We start from the raw sequence: 15,217 nt of genomic DNA on the forward strand, positions 1-15,217 counted from the left end.
GGGGTGCCCGCCCGTTCGTGGGTCAGAACTCCGCCAGGGGGTTCTTGAGGCTGCCGATCAGTTGGAGCGCGCCGGACGGATCGGCCAGGTCCACCATCTGCCGGTTGTCGCGCAACTGGAGCCGGTTGAGGCAGGACAGCGCGAACTCGGGCGCGAACATGTCGTACCGGGCGAACTTGTCGGCCAGCTCCGGCACCGACGCCTGGTACTCGCGGGTGACCTCGGCGACCGTCCGCCAGAAGGCGTCCTCCTCGACGATCCCCTCGCCCGCGAGGTTCGCGGCGAGGAAACGGAAGAAGCAGTCGAAGACGTCCGTGAAGACCGACAGGAGCTTCTTGTCGTCCGGCACGTCCACCGCGATGCGGGCCACCTCCGGCGGCAGCACCGCGTCCGGGTCCAGCACCGCGATCTCCTCCGCGATGTCCTTGTAGATCGCGCGCCGCACCACCCCGTCCTCAAGGACGAGGATCACGTTCTCGCCGTGCGGCATGTACACCAGGTCGTAGGCGTAGAAGCTGTGCAGCAGCGGGACGTAGTAGGCCCGCAGGTAGTGCCGCAGCCACTCGGTGGGCGTGAGCCCGGACCGCTCGATCAGCGCGCCCGCGAAGGAGGCGCCGTCGTGGTCGACGTGGACGAGGGAGGCCATGGTGGCGAGGGACTCGCCGTCCCGGAGGGAGGGCACCGGGCTCTCCCGCCACAGCGCCGCCAGCATCTTGCGGTACGGGGAGTAGCGGTCGGTGGCCCGCTCGTACTCCAGGTGCCGGTAGCCGACGGCCGCCCGCTCCCGGATGATGCTCAGCCCCGTGGCCTTCAGCATCGGGTCGCCCTCGATCAGCCGGGCGAGCCAGTCGTTGATGGCCGGGGTGGCCTCCATGTACGCCGCCGACAGGCCGCGCATGAAGCCCATGTTGAGGACGGACAGGGCCGTCTTCACGTAGTGCTTCTCGGGGTGCGAGGCGTTGAAGAAGGTACGGATGGACTGCTGGGCCAGGTACGCGTCGTCGCCCTCGCCGAGGCAGACCAGGTGCCCGCGGGCGACCTCGGCGGCGAAGGTGACGGTGAGCTTGTTCCACCACTGCCAGGGGTGGACCGGGATGAGCAGGTAGTCGGCCGGGTCCAGGCCGCGCTCGCGCAGGACGCCGTGGAACCGGTCGACGGTCTCGCCGCCCAGCTCGTCCCGTACGAAGGACTCGTACTCGATGCCCGCGCCCGCCGTGAACGCCGCCCGCGAGCGGTGCGCCGCCAGCCACACCAGGCGGACCGGGCTCGCGGTCTCGGGTGCGTACGACAGGTACTCGTGGACGCCGAAGCCCAGCCGGCCGTTGTTGGCGACGAAGCAGGGGTGGCCCTCGGTCATGCCGGTCTCGACGGCCTGGAAGTCGGACCGAGCCAGTTCGGCGGAGGTGAGCTGCGGCTTGGTGAGCTTGTAGCAGGTGCCGGAGAGGGTGGAGGAGATCTCCTCCAGGTAGACGGGCAGGATCTCCTCGCTCAGACCCAGCGTCTCCTTCAGCTCGATGAAGAAGTCCAGTGCGGCGAGCGGCAGTTCGTTGCCGTCGCGGTGACGGGTGATCGAGTCGGCGTCCACCTGCCAGTGGTCCAGGGCGCGGACGGTCGCGGTGAAGCGGTAGACGGTCTGGCCGTCGTCGCTGCGGACGACGTAAGTCTGCCCGGCTTGCCCGTCCGGCTTCGGCTCAGGCTCCGGCTCGGGGGTCAGGAGCCGCTCGTGCGTGAACTCGGCGAGTGCCTTGCGGATCAGCAGGCGGTTGGCCCGCTCCCAGCGTTCGGGGGAGAGGTGGGCGACGGCGTCGGCGAGGGTCATGCGGACACCGCCCTCTCGAACTGCTCGCGGGTGCAGAAGCTCAACAAGGCCTTCTTCTCCGGCTTCTGGATCTCGCGCTCGGGCACGAATCCGACGGCTGCGTTCAGGGCGTGGACGGCAGTGTTGGTGACGTCCGGTTCGACGACGACCCGCGTGGTGGCCGGGTCGGCGAAGAGTGCGGCCATGACGGTGGTGATCACGGCCCGGGTGAAGCCGTGCACGGGCCGGTCGGTGGGCGCGACCAGGAAGTGCATGCCGACATCGCCCGGCTCGGGCTCGTACAGCCCGACCAGCTCGCGGTGGGCCGGGTCGTAGCGCTCCATCAGGAAGGCGGGGACGCCGTCGTGCAGGCCGAGGTGGGCGTCCTGGTGCTCGTCGGCGGCCAGCTCCATGTACGCCCGCTCGACGTCGACCAGTTTCGCCTCCTGCATCATCCAGAACGCGGACTTGGGGTGGGTGAGCCAGCCGTGCAGCAGCTCGGCGTCCGTCAGGGGGTCGAGGGGGCGCAGGGTCAGCGCGCCGATCGCGCTGGTGGCGGTGCTCATGCGGCGAACTCCTGGAACGCGATCGTCTTCTCGACCGGGTAGTACTCGGTGCCGAGCAGCTCCCGGACGATGAAGCTGTTGCGGTAGGCGCCCATGCCCAGGTCGGGGCTGGTGACGCTGTGCGCGTGGACCCCCGCGTTCTGCAGGAACACTCCGCCGCCCGTGACGTCGACGGCGTAGTTGCGGGCGATGTCGAAGTTGCCCCGGGAGTCGTAACGCAGCCGCTCCCGAACGGGCTTGAGGAACTCGGGCTCGGCGTACCGGTAGCCGGTGGCCAGGACCAGCCCCTCGGTCTCGATCTCGAAGCCCTTGCCCTGCTCCTCCTGCCGGAAGCCCAGCGTGTACGTTCCGTCCGCGTACCGGGCGCCGGTCAGCGCGGAGTTGGTGAGCAGACGGGTGGGGACCGGGCCGCCGAGCCTCTTCTGGTAGAGCAGGTCGAAGATCTCGTCGATCAGGTCGCCGTCGATGCCCTTGAACAGGCCCTTCTGCTCGCCGGTGAGGCGGTAGCGGGTCTCCTCGGGCAGCGCGTGGTAGTAGTCCACGTACTCCGGGGACGTCATCTCCAGCGTGAGCTTGGTGTATTCGAGGGGGAAGAAGCGCGGGGACCGGGTGACCCAGTTGAGCTGGTATCCGTGGACGTCGATCTCGCTCAGCAGGTCCTGGTAGATCTCGGCGGCGGACTGGCCGCTGCCGACCAGCGTGATCGACTTCTTCTTCACCAGCTCCGCCCGGTGCTGGACGTACCGGGAGTTGTGGAGGAAGTCACCGGCCAGGCCCCGGCAGGCGTCCGGGATGTGCGGCGGGGTGCCGGTGCCGAGGACCAGGCGGCGGGCGCGGTAGGTGTCGCCGGACGTGGTGGCGACGGCGTACAGCTCGTCGCGCTCGTCGTACGTCACCTCGGTGACCGTGGTGGAGAAGCGGACGCTGCCGAGTTTGTGCGCGGCCCAGCGGCAGTAGTCGTCGTACTCGACGCGCAGGGGGTAGAAGTTCTCGCGGATGTAGAACGAGTACAGCCGACCCTTCTCCTTCAGGTAGTTGAGGAAGGAGTACGGGGAGGTCGGGTCGGCGAGGGTGACCAGGTCCGACATGAACGGGGTCTGGAGGTGCGCGCCGTCCAGGAACATGCCGGCGTGCCACTCGAAGTCCGGCTTGGACTCCAGGAAGACGCCGTTCAGCTCGGCGATCGGCTCGGTGAGGCAGGCGAGGCCGAGGTTGAAGGGGCCGAGGCCGATCCCCACGAAGTCGTACGGTGCACTGGCTTCAGGAAGCGCGGTCAAGGGACTCTCCCAGGTACTGCTCGGCGTGGCCGGCGATCAGGTCGAGGACGGCGGCGATGTCGGCCGCGGTCGTCTCGGGGTTGAGCAGGGTGAACTTCAGGTAGTGCCGTCCGGCCACCTTGGTGCCCGCGACCACGGCGTCGCCGGAGGCGAACAGGGCCTTGCGGGCGTACAGGTTGGCGCGGTCGATCTCGGCGGGGTCGGTGACGGCCGCCGGTATGCAGCGGAAGACCAGGGTGGACAGCGACGGTTCGACCACGACGTCGAAGCGCGGGTCGGCGGCGAGCAGTTTCCAGCCCTCTACGGTGAGGTCGCACACCTCGTCGAAGAGCTGTCCGATGCCGTCGGCGCCCATCACGCGCAGCGTCATCCACAGCTTGAGCGCGTCGAAGCGGCGGGTGGTCTGGAGGGACTTGTCCACCTGGTTGGGGATGCGTTCCTGGACCATGCGGCGCGGGTTGAGGTACTCCGCGTGGTAGGTGGCGTGGCGCAGCGTGGCCGCGTCCCTGACCAGCACGGCCGACGAGCTCACCGGCTGGAAGAACGACTTGTGGTAGTCCACGGTGACCGAGTCGGCCCGCTCGATGCCGGTGAGGCGGTCCCGGTGCTTCAGGGAGGCGAGCAGTCCGCAGCCGTAGGCCGCGTCGACGTGCATCCACACGCCGTACTGCTCGCACAGCCCGGCGATCTCCGGCAGCGGGTCGATGGAGCCGAAGTCGGTGGTTCCGGCGGTGGCGACGACGGCCATGGGGACGAGGCCGTCCTTCGCGCAGCGCTCCAGTTCACGGGCGAGGGCGACGGTCTGCAGCCGCTTGTCGTGGTCGACGGGGATCGAGACGACGGCGTCCGGGCCGAGGCCGAGCAGTTTCGCCGACTTCTTCACGCTGAAGTGGCTGACCTCGGAGGCGAAGACGCGCAGGTCGGCGAAGGACTCGGCCTTCGCCTCCTCGCGGGCCAGCAGCAGCGCCTGGAGGTTGGACTGGGTGCCGCCGGAGGTGAACACGCCGTCGGCGGCGGGGCCGAGGCCGATCCGGGCGGTGGTCCAGTCGATCAGTTTCCGCTCGATGAGCGTGCCGCCGGCCGACTGGTCCCAGGTGTCCAGGGAGGAGTTGACGGCGGTCAGGACCGTCTCGCCGAGCAACGCCGGTATGACGACCGGGCAGTTGAGGTGGGCGAGGTAGCGGGGGTGGTGGAAGTAGACGGCGTCACGGAGGTAGACGTCCTCCAGCTCGTCGAGGACGGCGGCCGTGTCGTGCAGGGGCCGGTCGAGGTCGATCGCGTCGATGCGGGGGGAGAGGGCGTCGGCCGTGACGCCGGTGAACGGGCGGTCGGTGGTGGCGATTCTGGCGGCCACCCGCTCGACTCCTTCGGTCACGGAGCGGCGGTACTGCTCCGCGGTGGTGTCGTTGAGCAGGTGCGAGCGCATGTGGGGGTCCTCCGGTGGGGACGGTCCGAGAGGGGGATGGGCTGGGGGCGGGCCGGAGCCCTTGATTCAACTTAGGTGAGCCTAACCTAAGTCACCTTGCCCAAACACATGCCTGTGCGTGACTGCCGTCACTGCCGTCACTGCGGCCTCGTGTGTGCGGTGTGCGGTGCGGTCGTCAGCCCTGCTCGCGGAGTTGTTCCTCCGTCAGACCCCGGCGCCAGTAGCCGACGAAGGTGACGCGGCGCCGGTCGATGCCGCGCTCGCCGACGAAATGCCGCCGCAGTCGCTTGACGCACCCGGACTCGCCCGCGATCCAGACGTAGGGGTGCTCGGCGGGCGGGAGTCGGGCGTCGCGGAGGGTGGCGAGGGTCGCCTCGGGCCCGCTGGTGGCGTCTCCGACCAGCCAGGTGACTTCGGCGTCCGCGGCCGTGTCGAGGTCCTGTACGTCCTCGGCGTGCGGCACTTCCAGCCAGACCCGGGCGCGGGTGCCGGCCGGCAGCGACTCCACGGCGGCGCACGCGGCCGGTACGGCGGTCTCGTCGCCCCAGATCACCACCAGGTCGGTGTCCTCGGGCGGCCGGAAGCGGATCGCCCGGTTGTCGGCGACCGCGGGGCCCAGTACCAGCACGCGGTCGCCGGGGGCGGCGTCGGCGGCCCAGCGCGCGGCGGGACCGGCCTGGAGCCCCGACCCGGGTTCGACGCCGTGCAGGACGAAGTCGATGTCGATCTCGGTGGTGTGCCCGTCGTCGTCCCGGCGCAGCGACCGCAGCGTGTACGAGCGCATCACCGCCCGTACGTCGTCCGGCAGGTCGCGCCAGCCCTGCCACCAGCCCTCGCCCAGCTCCACGGGCACCGCGGGCGCCGCCTGCCCCGGGTGCGGCAGGAACAGCGACAGCGACTGGTCGAGGCCGTCGGAGTGGAAGGCGCGCAGGTCGGTCCCCGCGAAGGTGACCCGGGCCAGGGACGGGCCGAGCCGCCTCGTCCGTACGACCTGGAGGGAGAAGAAACGGAACGGGGCGGCGACGGCCGTCGTCATGAGGGGCTCCGGAGAAAGGTGGTGGGTCAGCCGACCTTCTTGGCGTTCTCGATCGCCTCGGCCAGGTTGTCCAGCAGCGGCGTGCACTTGTCGTAGGACAGGATCGGCTCGGGGGAGCGGGAGATGACCTGGCCGGCCTTGACCGCGGGGAGCTGCTTCCAGGTGCCCTCGGTGATGTCCGCGGGCTGGATGGTCGAGGCGCGGTCGTCCATGATGATGACGTCCGCCGGGTACTTGTCGACGTTCTCCCAGCTCAGGCTCTCGAACCAGCCGCCGGTCGCCTTCTTGGCCTCCTCGGGGGGCTCGACGAAGTTCACGCCGAGGGCCTTGAAGTACTCCAGGTCCACGGAGAGGTTGGTGCCGGAGACGTAGAACAGGTCGGGGCTCGCGGAGCCGGCCAGCACCCTGATCTCGGGCTTGGCCTTGGCGGCCGCGCGCAGCCGGGCGGCGGCCTTGTCGAAGGCGGCCTTGGCGTCGGTGACCTTCTTGGCCTTCATGTCCGCGCCGAGCGACTCGGCCAGCTCCCACATGCGCTGGAGCGGCTTGGTGAGCTGGCGGTCGAAGACCGAGATCGCCACGCTCGGGGCGAGCTTGGCGACCTTGTCCTTGGACTCCTCCGGGACGGACCAGAGGGTGCCCGCGGTGTCGAACGTCGTGGTGATGAGCACCTCGGGGGCGAGGGCCGCGTACTTCTCGACGTTGAGCTTGCCCCACGCGTTGCCGAGGACGGTGACCTTGTCCACGTCGAGGTCGCCGGCCTGCACGTCGGGCTTGCCGTCCTCGGTCGTGGTGGGCCCGAAGACGCCCTTGACCTCGATGCCGTAGTCGAACAGGGCGGCGGCGACACCGGTGAAGGCGACGATGTTCGTCGGCACCTTGTCCAGCTTCACGGTCGTGCCGCGGTCGTCCTTGAAGGACCAGGGGCCGGACTTGGCGGCGCCGCCGCCCGTCCCGTCGTCCGAGCCACCGCTCTTCGCGTCGTCGTCGCCGCAGGCCGCGAGCACGGCACCGAGGCCGAGGGCGCCGCCGGCGGCGAGGATTCCGCGGCGGGTCGGGTGGGTGACTCTGGCGTTGGACATGGTGGTGGCTGCCTTCGAACGGTGCGGAGCGTCGCGCCCTGCGGGACAATTCGAAGGTAGGTTAGCCTAACCTCAGATCTTGTCCAGAGGCGGGGCAGGTCCGGCCCCGCCCCGCATCGGGCCGTGCCTCAGCTCACCAGACCCAACTCCCGCGCGATCAGCATCCGCTGGACCTCGCTGGTGCCCTCGCCGATCTCCAGGATCTTCGCGTCCCGCCACATGCGGGCCACCGGGTACTCGTTCATGAAGCCGTAGCCGCCGTGGATCTGCGTGGCGTCCCGGGCATTGTCCACGGCGACCGTCGACGAGTACAGCTTCGCCAGCGCCGCCTCCTTCTTGAAGGGTTCGCCCGTCACCAGGCGCGAGGCCGCGTCGCGCCAGGCGAGGCGGGACGTGTGGGCCTTCATCTCCATGTCGGCGATCTTGAACTGGATGGCCTGGTTGGCGCCGATGGGCTTGCCGAAGGCGTGACGTTCCTTCGCGTAGGTGAGCGACTCGTCCACGCAGCCCTGTGCGAGCCCCGTGCCCAGCGCGGCGATGGCGATGCGGCCCTCGTCCAGGATGCGCAGGAACTGCGCGTAGCCGCGCCCCCGCTCGCCCAGCAGGTTCGCCGCCGGGACCCGGACGTCGGAGAAGGACAGCTCACGGGTGTCCGACGCGTTCCAGCCGACCTTCGAGTACGGGGCGGCCACCGTGAAGCCCGGGGTGCCCGACGGGACGATGATCGCCGAGATCAGGGGCCTGCCGTCGGGCTTGCGGCCGGTCACCGCCGTGACCGTGACCAGGCCCGTGATGTCCGTGCCCGAGTTGGTGATGAAGCACTTGGTGCCGTTGATGACCCACTCGTTCGTGGCCTCGTCCAGGCGGGCCGTGGTGCGGGTCGCGCCCGCGTCACTGCCGCCGTCCGGTTCCGTCAGGCCGAACGCGCCCAGGATCTCGCCCGAGCACAGCCGGGGCAGCCACGTGCGCTTCTGCTCCTCGGTGCCGAACAGGTGGACCGGCATCGCGCCCAGCGAGACGCCCGCCTCCAGCGTGATCGCCACCGACGAGTCCACCCGGGCCAGCTCCTCCAGGGCCACGCCCAGGGCGAAGTAGTCGCCGCCCATGCCGCCGTACTCCTCCGGGAACGGCAGCCCGAACAGCCCCATGCGGCCCATCTCGCGGACTATCTCGTACGGGAACTCGTGCCGCTCGTAGAAGTCGCCGATCTTCGGCGCCACCACGTCGTGCGCGAACTGTTCGACCGTGCGGCGCAGTTCTTCCAGTTCGGGGGAGAGCTTGTGGTCCATGTCGTTCACGACTCCTGGTGGGAGAGGGCTCGTACGGTGCGGGACGGGCTGGGTCGGCCCAGGTGGGCGGCCATCCAGACGCTGGTGGCGACGAGACGGTCGAGGTCGACCCCGGTGTCGATGCCGAGGCCGCGCAGCATCCACACGAGGTCTTCGGTGGCGAGGTTGCCGGTGGCGGACTTCGCGAACGGGCAGCCGCCGAGGCCGCCGGCGGAGGCGTCGACGGTCGTCACACCGTGCCGCAGGGCGGTGAGGGTGTTGGACAGGGCCTGGCCGTAGGTGTCGTGGAAGTGGACGCCGATCCGGTCCACGGGGACACCGGCCCCGTCCAGCGCGGTCAGCAGCGCGCTCACGTGCCCCGGGGTCGCGACCCCGATGGTGTCGCCGAGGCTCAGTTCGTCGCAGCCCATGTCCAGCAGGGCCCGGCAGACCCGCACCACCTGGGGGACCGGGACCGGGCCCTCCCACGGGTCGCCGAAGCACATCGACAGGTAGCCACGGACGCGGATGCCGTCCGCTTCCTTGGCCCGGGCCACCACCGGCTCGAACATCGCCAGTGCCTCGTCCACCGTGCGGTTGAGGTTGGCCTTGGCGAAGGACTCCGTGGCGCTGGCGAAGACGGCCACGCTCCGGGCGCCCAGCGCCAGGGCGCGGTCCAGGCCGCGCTCGTTGGGCACCAGGACCGGAAGCGACACCGGCAGCGACACCGACAGGTCGGACACCTGCGGGAAGAGGTCCTCGGCATCCGCCAACTGGGGGACCCACTTCGGGTGGACGAAGCTCGTCGCCTCGATCGTGGTCAGGCCCGTGCCGGCCAGCCTGCGGATGAACTCCGCCTTGACGGCCGTCGGCACGGTCGCCTTCTCGTTCTGCAGTCCGTCGCGCGCGCCGACCTCGTGGATGCGGACGCGGGCGGGCAGGCCCTCGGCCGGTACGGCCATGGGGAGGCCCAGTTCCGGGGCGTTCATGCCGTCTCCTCGCCCTCGTCGGTGGGTGCGACGACCGCGAGCACCTGGTCCATGGCGACGGTCGTGCCCGGCGCCACGTCCAGCTCGGCGACGGTGCCCGCGTGCGGGGCGGAGATGACGTGCTCCATCTTCATCGCCTCCACCACCAGCAGGCTCTGGCCCGCGCTCACCTCGTCGCCGACGGCGACCTTCACCACCGTCACCGTGCCCGGCATCGGCGCGGTCAGCGAGTCGGCGCCCGCGTGGGCGGCCCGGTTGAGGGAGGCGGCGACCGGGTCGTGGTCGCGCACGTGCCAGGCGTCGCCGTCGCGGCCCAGCCAGTCGGCGGCGCGGTGGAAGGAGTGCCGTACGCCGTCCAGGGTCACGGACACCCGGTCGTGGGTGACGGTGTGGGTGCCGCGCGGGGTGTGAGTAGCGGGTTCAAGTCCCGGCGCGCGCAGGTGGAAGGCGACCGGCTTCGGCTCGCCCCCGGTGCGCCAGCCGTTGGGCACCGAGAACGGGTCCGTCCAGCCGTCACCGCGCGGGCGCAGCGCGTCCAGCCGTACGGCCGCCGCCGCCTCGTACACCTCCTCCGGTACGTCCGTGGAGACGAGGCCGTCCACCTCCCGCTCCACCAGCCCCGTGTCCAGCTCGCCCGCCACCACCGCCGGGTGCGCGAGGAGCCGGCGCAGGAACCCGGCGTTGGTCTGCACGCCGAGCGTGACCGTCCCGGCGAGGGCCGCGCGGAGCTTCCTGAGCGCGGTCTGCCGGTCGGGGCCGTAGGCGATCACCTTGGACAGCATCGGGTCGTACAGGCTGCCGACCTCGGTGCCCTCGCTGAGCCCCGAGTCGGTGCGCACCCCGTCGCCCTCGGGCTCGCGCAGCCGCAGCACCGTGCCGCCGGAGGGGAGGAAGCCGCGGGCGGGGTCTTCCGCGCACAGGCGGGCCTCGATCGCGTGCCCGGTCAGCCGTACGTCCTCCTGCGCGAGGCCGAGCGGCTCGCCCGCCGCGACCCGGAGCTGGCACTCCACCAGGTCCAGGCCGGTGACCAGCTCGGTCACCGGGTGCTCGACCTGGAGACGGGTGTTCATCTCCATGAAGTAGTACGAGGACGGGTCGCTGCCCGGCACGATGAACTCCACCGTGCCCGCGCCCCGGTAGCCGCAGGAGCGGGCCGCCTGCACGGCCGCCTCGCCCATCGCCGCCCGCGTCGCCTCGTCCAGGAGGACGCTCGGCGCCTCCTCGATCACCTTCTGGTGCCGCCGCTGCAGCGAGCACTCGCGCTCGCCCAGGTGCACCACGTTGCCGTGGCCGTCGGCCAGGACCTGGATCTCGATGTGCCGGGGCCGGTCGATCCACCGCTCCACGAGCAGCGTGTCGTCGCCGAAGGAGGCGCGGGCCTCGCGGCGGGCGGCGGCGATCTCGTCGGCGAGCACGGCGGCGTCCCGCACCAGCCGCATGCCCTTGCCGCCACCGCCGGCCGACGGCTTGAGCAGCACGGGCGTCCCGATCTCGCGGGCGGCGTCGGCGAGCTGCCCGTCCGTGAGGCCGCTGCCACTGCTGCCGGGCACGACCGGCACCCCGGCCGCCTGCACCGTCTCCTTGGCGCGGATCTTGTCGCCCATCAGGGCGATCGCGTCGGCGGACGGTCCGATGAAGACCAGCCCCGCCTCCTCGCAGGCCCGCGCGAAACCGGCGTTCTCGGCGAGGAAGCCGTACCCCGGGTGGACGGCCTGCGCGCCCGTCCGCCTCGCCGCCTCCAGCAGCCGTTCGACGGACAGATAGCTCTCCGTCGCGGGCGCCGGTCCGATCCGTACCGACTCGTCGGCCTCCCGCACGTGCCGGGCGTCCGCGTCGGCGTCGGAGAAGACCGCCACCGAGCGCACGCCCATCGAGCGCAGCGTCCGGATGACGCGCACCGCGATCTCGCCGCGGTTGGCGACGAGCACGGTGTCGAACATGCGTGGCATGCGTGGCATCTCGTTCGTGTTCTCCACAGGTCCCCTCCTCACATCCGGAAGACGCCGAACCGGGGCTCGCCCAGTGGCGCGTTGGCACACGCGGTCAGGGCCAGACCCAGCACCTGGCGGGTGTCGGCGGGCTCGACGACCCCGTCGTCCCACAGGCGGGCGGTCGCGTAGTAGGCGTTGCCCTGGCTCTCGTACTGGGCGCGGATCGGTGCCTTGAAGGTCTCCTCCTCCTCGGCCGGCCACTCCTCGCCGCGCGCCTCGAACTGGTCCCGCTTCACCGTGGCCAGCACGGACGCGGCCTGCTCGCCGCCCATCACGGAGATCTTGGCGTTGGGCCACATCCACAAAAAGCGCGGCGAATACGCCCGCCCGCACATCGAGTAGTTCCCGGCGCCGTACGACCCGCCGACGACCACCGTCAGCTTGGGCACGCGCGTGCACGCGACCGCCGTGACCATCTTGGCGCCGTGCTTGGCGATGCCACCGGCCTCGTAGTCCCTGCCCACCATGAACCCGGAGATGTTCTGGAGGAAGACCAGCGGGATGCCGCGCTGGTCGCACAGCTCGATGAAGTGGGCGCCCTTCTGGGCCGACTCGGAGAACAGGATGCCGTTGTTGGCGACGATGCCGACGGGGTGGCCGTGGATGCGGGCGAAGCCGGTGACCAGGGTCTGCCCGTACTCGGACTTGAACTCGGCGAACCGGGAGCCGTCCACCACGCGCGCGATGACCTCGCGCACGTCGTAGGGGGTACGGGAGTCCACCGGGACCGCGCCGTACAACCCGTTCGGGTCGGCCTTCGGCTCGACGGCCTGCTCCACGCCCCAGGGGAGCGGGCCGCGCTCCGGCAGGGTGGAGACGATCTGCCGCACGATGCGCAGGGCGTGCGCGTCGTCCTGAGCGAGGTGGTCGGTGACGCCCGAGATCCGGGAGTGGACCTCGCCGCCGCCCAGCTCCTCCGCCGTGACCACCTCACCGGTGGCCGCCTTCACCAGCGGCGGGCCGCCCAGGAAGATCGTGCCCTGATCGCGGACGATCACCGCCTCGTCGCTCATCGCCGGGACGTACGCGCCGCCCGCCGTGCAGGAGCCGAGGACGGCGGCGATCTGCGGGATGCCGGCGCCGGACATCCGGGCCTGGTTGTAGAAGATCCGCCCGAAGTGCTCGCGGTCCGGGAACACCTCGTCCTGCATCGGCAGGAAGGCGCCCCCGGAGTCCACGAGGTACAGGCACGGCAGCCGGTTCTCCAGCGCCACCTCCTGCGCCCTCAGGTGCTTCTTCACGGTCATCGGGTAGTACGTGCCGCCCTTGACGGTGGCGTCGTTGGCGACGACCACGCACTCCCGGCCGCTCACCCGCCCGATCCCGGCGATCACGCCGGCGGCCGGGGCCGCTCCGTCGTAGAGCCCGTCGGCCGCGAGCGGCGCCAGCTCCAGGAACGGCGAGCCCGGATCGAGCAGCGTGTCCACGCGGTCGCGCGGCAGCAGCTTGCCGCGCGCGGTGTGCCGGGCCCGAGCCCGCTCCCCGCCGCCGAGCCGGGCCGCGGCGAGCTTGGCGCGCAGCTCCTGAACGAGGACGCGGTGCGCCTCCTCGTTGGCCCGAAAGGACTCGGACGCGGGATCTGCCGCCGTCGTCAGCTCCGGTGCCTCGTGCATCCTGCGGTCCCCTCACCAGTGGTCGACCAGTTAATGAGCGTTAACGCGTTTCCTTCAGGTTAACGACCGCTAACCGCCCTGTCTAGAATTGGCTCCATGGCCACCAGAACCGACGCCCCCACCCGCCGCGAGCAGATCCTCAAGGAGGCCGCCCGGCTCTTCGCCGAGCGGGGTTTCCACGGGGTCGGCGTCGACGAGATAGGCGCCGCGGTCGGCATCAGCGGCCCCGGGCTCTACCGGCACTTCGCCGGCAAGGACGCGATGCTCGCCGAGCTGCTGGTCGGGATCAGCGACTCGCTGCTGACCGGGGCGAAGCGGCGGCTGGCGGAGGCGGGCGCGGCGACCGGCGCCGACGTGGTACTCGACTCGCTCATCGAGGGCCACATCGACTTCGCGCTCGACGACCGCCCGCTCATCACCCTGCACGACCGCGAGCTGGACCGCCTGCGGGACACCGACCGCAAGATGGTGCGGCAGTTGCAGCGGCAGTACGTCGAGCTGTGGGTCGGGGTGCTCCGCGAGGTCTACCCGGCCGTCACTGAGCCCGCCGCCCGCTCCGCGGTCCACTCGGTCTTCGGCCTCCTGAACTCCACCCCGCACCTCGGCCGCCCCGGCTCCCTGCCGGGCCGCGCGGTCACGGCGGCACTGCTGCACCGGATGGCACGGGGGGCGTTCGCGGCGGTGGGGGCGGCGTAGGGGCGGCGTAGGGCGCCCGGCCCGTCCGGGACCTGACGCCGGGCCCCGGCACCTCGTCCCTCGGCCGACCGCGCCTCGGTCCCTCACTTCTCGGCCGACCGAGTCGGGTGGTGGGTGGGCACAGGCCGGGGTCCGGGGCGGAGCCCCGGGCGGCAGTGGCGGCCGACCGCGCCCTTGCGTCGCCGGTGGCGAGGTGTCGCCGTGTCACGGAGTGACGAGGGTTACCCGCCTCCCACCCTGGACGGCCCTCCCTACCCGCCGGTACGGTGAAGTCTGAGCAAGCGCTTAGATACGTACCCTGGAGGTGGCGCGGTGCGCCGTACGGTGTTCAACGAGGACCACGAGGCGTTCCGGGAGACCCTGCGCGCCTTCATCGAGGCCGAGGTCGTCCCCGTCTACGACGAGTGGTTCGCCGCCGGCCAGGCGCCGCGCGACTTCTACCACAAGCTCGGCGACCTGGGCCTCTTCGGCATCAACGTGCCCGAGGAGTTCGGCGGCGCCGGCATGGACAGCCACAAGTTCGAGGCCGTCCTCTACGAGGAGACCGCCCGCGCCGGCGTCCAGTTCGGCGGCTCCGGCGTCCACGTGCTGCTCGCCCTGCCCTACATCAACATGCTGGCCACCGACGAGCAGAAGAAGCGCTTCCTGCCGAAGTTCGTCACCGGCGAGGAGATGTGGGCCATCGCGATGACGGAGCCCGGCACCGGTTCCGACCTCGCCGGCATGAAGTCCACCGCCAAGCTCTCCGAGGACGGCACCCACTACGTCCTCAACGGCGCCAAGACCTTCATCACCGGCGGCGTCCACGCCGACAAGGTCATCGTCTGCGCCCGCACCGACGCGCCCACGGCCGAGGACCGCCGTCACGGCATATCCCTGTTCGCCGTGGACACCAAGTCCCAGGGCTACTCCGTCGGCCGCAAGCTGGACAAGCTGGGCCTGCGCACCTCCGACACCGCCGAGCTGGCCTTCGTCGACGTCAAGGTGCCCGTCGAGGACCTGCTCGGCGAGGAGAACAAGGGCTTCTCCTACCTTGGCCACAACCTGGCCTCCGAGCGCTGGGGCATCGCCTTCGGCGCCTACGCCCAGGCCAAGGCCGCCGTCCGGTTCGCCAAGAGTTACGTGCAGGACCGCACCGTCTTCGGGAAGCCGGTCGCCCACTTCCAGAACACCAAGTTCGAGCTGGCCGCCTGCCAGGCCGAGGTGGACGCCGCCGAGGCCGTCGCCGACCGCGCCACCGAGGCCCTGGACGCCGGTGAACTCACCCCCGCCGAGGCCGCCAGCGCCAAGCTGTTCTGCACCGAGGTCGCCCACCGCGTCATCGACCGCTGCCTCCAGCTTCACGGCGGCTACGGCTACATGAACGAGTACCCGATCGCCCGCCTGTACGCGGACAACCGCGTCAACCGCATCTACGGCGGCACCAGCGAGGTCATGAAGATGATCATCGCGAAGAACATGGGCCTGTAGACCGCGGA

12 protein-coding genes are annotated in these 15,217 nt (G+C 70.9%); 2 read left to right on the forward strand and 10 right to left on the reverse strand.

Annotation, left to right across the window (positions count from 1 at the left end; translation table 11 throughout):
* Positions 1-22: 22 nt before the first annotated feature.
* The 10 genes from KUM40_RS03185 to KUM40_RS03230 all read right to left on the reverse strand — a co-directional run bounded on the left by KUM40_RS03185 (position 23) and on the right by KUM40_RS03230 (position 13,043).
* A complete protein-coding gene (locus KUM40_RS03185; protein WP_217162556.1) occupies positions 23-1,819 on the reverse strand; it encodes an IucA/IucC family siderophore biosynthesis protein in 1,797 nt (598 codons plus the stop codon).
* On the reverse strand, positions 1,816-2,364 hold the full coding sequence (locus KUM40_RS03190) for a GNAT family N-acetyltransferase (protein WP_217162557.1): 549 nt from the start codon (positions 2,362-2,364) through the stop codon (positions 1,816-1,818). Before KUM40_RS03190 ends, KUM40_RS03185 begins: the two co-directional genes overlap by 4 nt.
* Entirely contained in the window at positions 2,361-3,641 is a 1,281-nt protein-coding gene (locus KUM40_RS03195) for a lysine N(6)-hydroxylase/L-ornithine N(5)-oxygenase family protein (RefSeq protein WP_217162559.1), read from the reverse strand. The genes KUM40_RS03190 and KUM40_RS03195 overlap by 4 nt, the downstream gene beginning before the upstream one ends.
* Positions 3,625-5,067, reverse strand: a complete 1,443-nt coding sequence (gene desA, locus KUM40_RS03200) for a lysine decarboxylase DesA (RefSeq protein WP_217162566.1) — start codon at positions 5,065-5,067, stop codon at positions 3,625-3,627. The genes KUM40_RS03195 and desA overlap by 17 nt, the downstream gene beginning before the upstream one ends.
* Positions 5,068-5,242: 175 nt before the next feature.
* Positions 5,243-6,103, reverse strand: coding sequence for a siderophore-interacting protein (locus KUM40_RS03205; RefSeq protein ID WP_217162568.1), 861 nt, complete (start codon positions 6,101-6,103; stop codon positions 5,243-5,245).
* Positions 6,104-6,129: 26 nt separating this feature from the next.
* Positions 6,130-7,182: a siderophore-binding protein DesE gene (desE, locus tag KUM40_RS03210; RefSeq protein WP_217162570.1), complete on the reverse strand. Its 1,053-nt coding sequence runs from the start codon at positions 7,180-7,182 to the stop codon at positions 6,130-6,132.
* A gap of 128 nt (positions 7,183-7,310) precedes the next feature.
* A complete protein-coding gene (locus KUM40_RS03215; protein WP_217162641.1) occupies positions 7,311-8,471 on the reverse strand; it encodes an acyl-CoA dehydrogenase family protein in 1,161 nt (386 codons plus the stop codon).
* Positions 8,472-8,476: 5 nt separating this feature from the next.
* Positions 8,477-9,439 (reverse strand): hydroxymethylglutaryl-CoA lyase, encoded by a 963-nt coding sequence (locus KUM40_RS03220; RefSeq protein ID WP_217162572.1) that lies wholly within the window; start codon positions 9,437-9,439, stop codon positions 8,477-8,479.
* The gene (locus KUM40_RS03225; protein ID WP_217162642.1) at positions 9,436-11,379 is read right to left on the reverse strand and encodes an acetyl/propionyl/methylcrotonyl-CoA carboxylase subunit alpha; all 1,944 of its coding nucleotides are present in this window, start codon (positions 11,377-11,379) and stop codon (positions 9,436-9,438) included. The genes KUM40_RS03220 and KUM40_RS03225 overlap by 4 nt, the downstream gene beginning before the upstream one ends.
* A 47-nt stretch (positions 11,380-11,426) precedes the next feature.
* Complete coding sequence (locus KUM40_RS03230) at positions 11,427-13,043, reverse strand: carboxyl transferase domain-containing protein (RefSeq protein WP_217162574.1); 1,617 nt, start codon at positions 13,041-13,043, stop codon at positions 11,427-11,429.
* A 96-nt stretch (positions 13,044-13,139) separates the two neighbouring features.
* On the opposite strand from KUM40_RS03230, the gene KUM40_RS03235 reads away from it, so the two are divergent.
* Together KUM40_RS03235 and KUM40_RS03240 are read left to right on the forward strand one after the other, a co-directional pair.
* On the forward strand, positions 13,140-13,739 hold the full coding sequence (locus KUM40_RS03235) for a TetR/AcrR family transcriptional regulator (RefSeq protein ID WP_217162576.1): 600 nt from the start codon (positions 13,140-13,142) through the stop codon (positions 13,737-13,739).
* A 312-nt stretch (positions 13,740-14,051) separates the two neighbouring features.
* Positions 14,052-15,209: an acyl-CoA dehydrogenase family protein gene (locus tag KUM40_RS03240; protein WP_217162578.1), complete on the forward strand. Its 1,158-nt coding sequence runs from the start codon at positions 14,052-14,054 to the stop codon at positions 15,207-15,209.
* Positions 15,210-15,217: the final 8 nt, after the last annotated feature.

This window comes from Streptomyces sp. AC512_CC834 (assembly GCF_019049325.1).
Lineage (GTDB): Bacteria > Actinomycetota > Actinomycetes > Streptomycetales > Streptomycetaceae > Streptomyces.

Bases quoted from the DNA above. Each gene is read 5' to 3' on its own strand.
- KUM40_RS03215 (WP_217162641.1), bottom strand. From the start codon at position 8,471: ATGGACCACAAGCTCTCCCCCGAACTGGAAGAACTGCGCCGCACGGTC.
- desE (WP_217162570.1), bottom strand. From the start codon at position 7,182: ATGTCCAACGCCAGAGTCACCCACCCGACCCGCCGCGGAATCCTCGCC.
- desA (WP_217162566.1), bottom strand. From the start codon at position 5,067: ATGCGCTCGCACCTGCTCAACGACACCACCGCGGAGCAGTACCGCCGC.
- KUM40_RS03220 (WP_217162572.1), bottom strand. From the start codon at position 9,439: ATGAACGCCCCGGAACTGGGCCTCCCCATGGCCGTACCGGCCGAGGGC.
- KUM40_RS03235 (WP_217162576.1), top strand. From the start codon at position 13,140: ATGGCCACCAGAACCGACGCCCCCACCCGCCGCGAGCAGATCCTCAAG.
- KUM40_RS03190 (WP_217162557.1), bottom strand. From the start codon at position 2,364: ATGAGCACCGCCACCAGCGCGATCGGCGCGCTGACCCTGCGCCCCCTC.
- KUM40_RS03230 (WP_217162574.1), bottom strand. From the start codon at position 13,043: ATGCACGAGGCACCGGAGCTGACGACGGCGGCAGATCCCGCGTCCGAG.
- KUM40_RS03205 (WP_217162568.1), bottom strand. From the start codon at position 6,103: ATGACGACGGCCGTCGCCGCCCCGTTCCGTTTCTTCTCCCTCCAGGTC.
- KUM40_RS03185 (WP_217162556.1), bottom strand. From the start codon at position 1,819: ATGACCCTCGCCGACGCCGTCGCCCACCTCTCCCCCGAACGCTGGGAG.
- KUM40_RS03225 (WP_217162642.1), bottom strand. From the start codon at position 11,379: ATGTTCGACACCGTGCTCGTCGCCAACCGCGGCGAGATCGCGGTGCGC.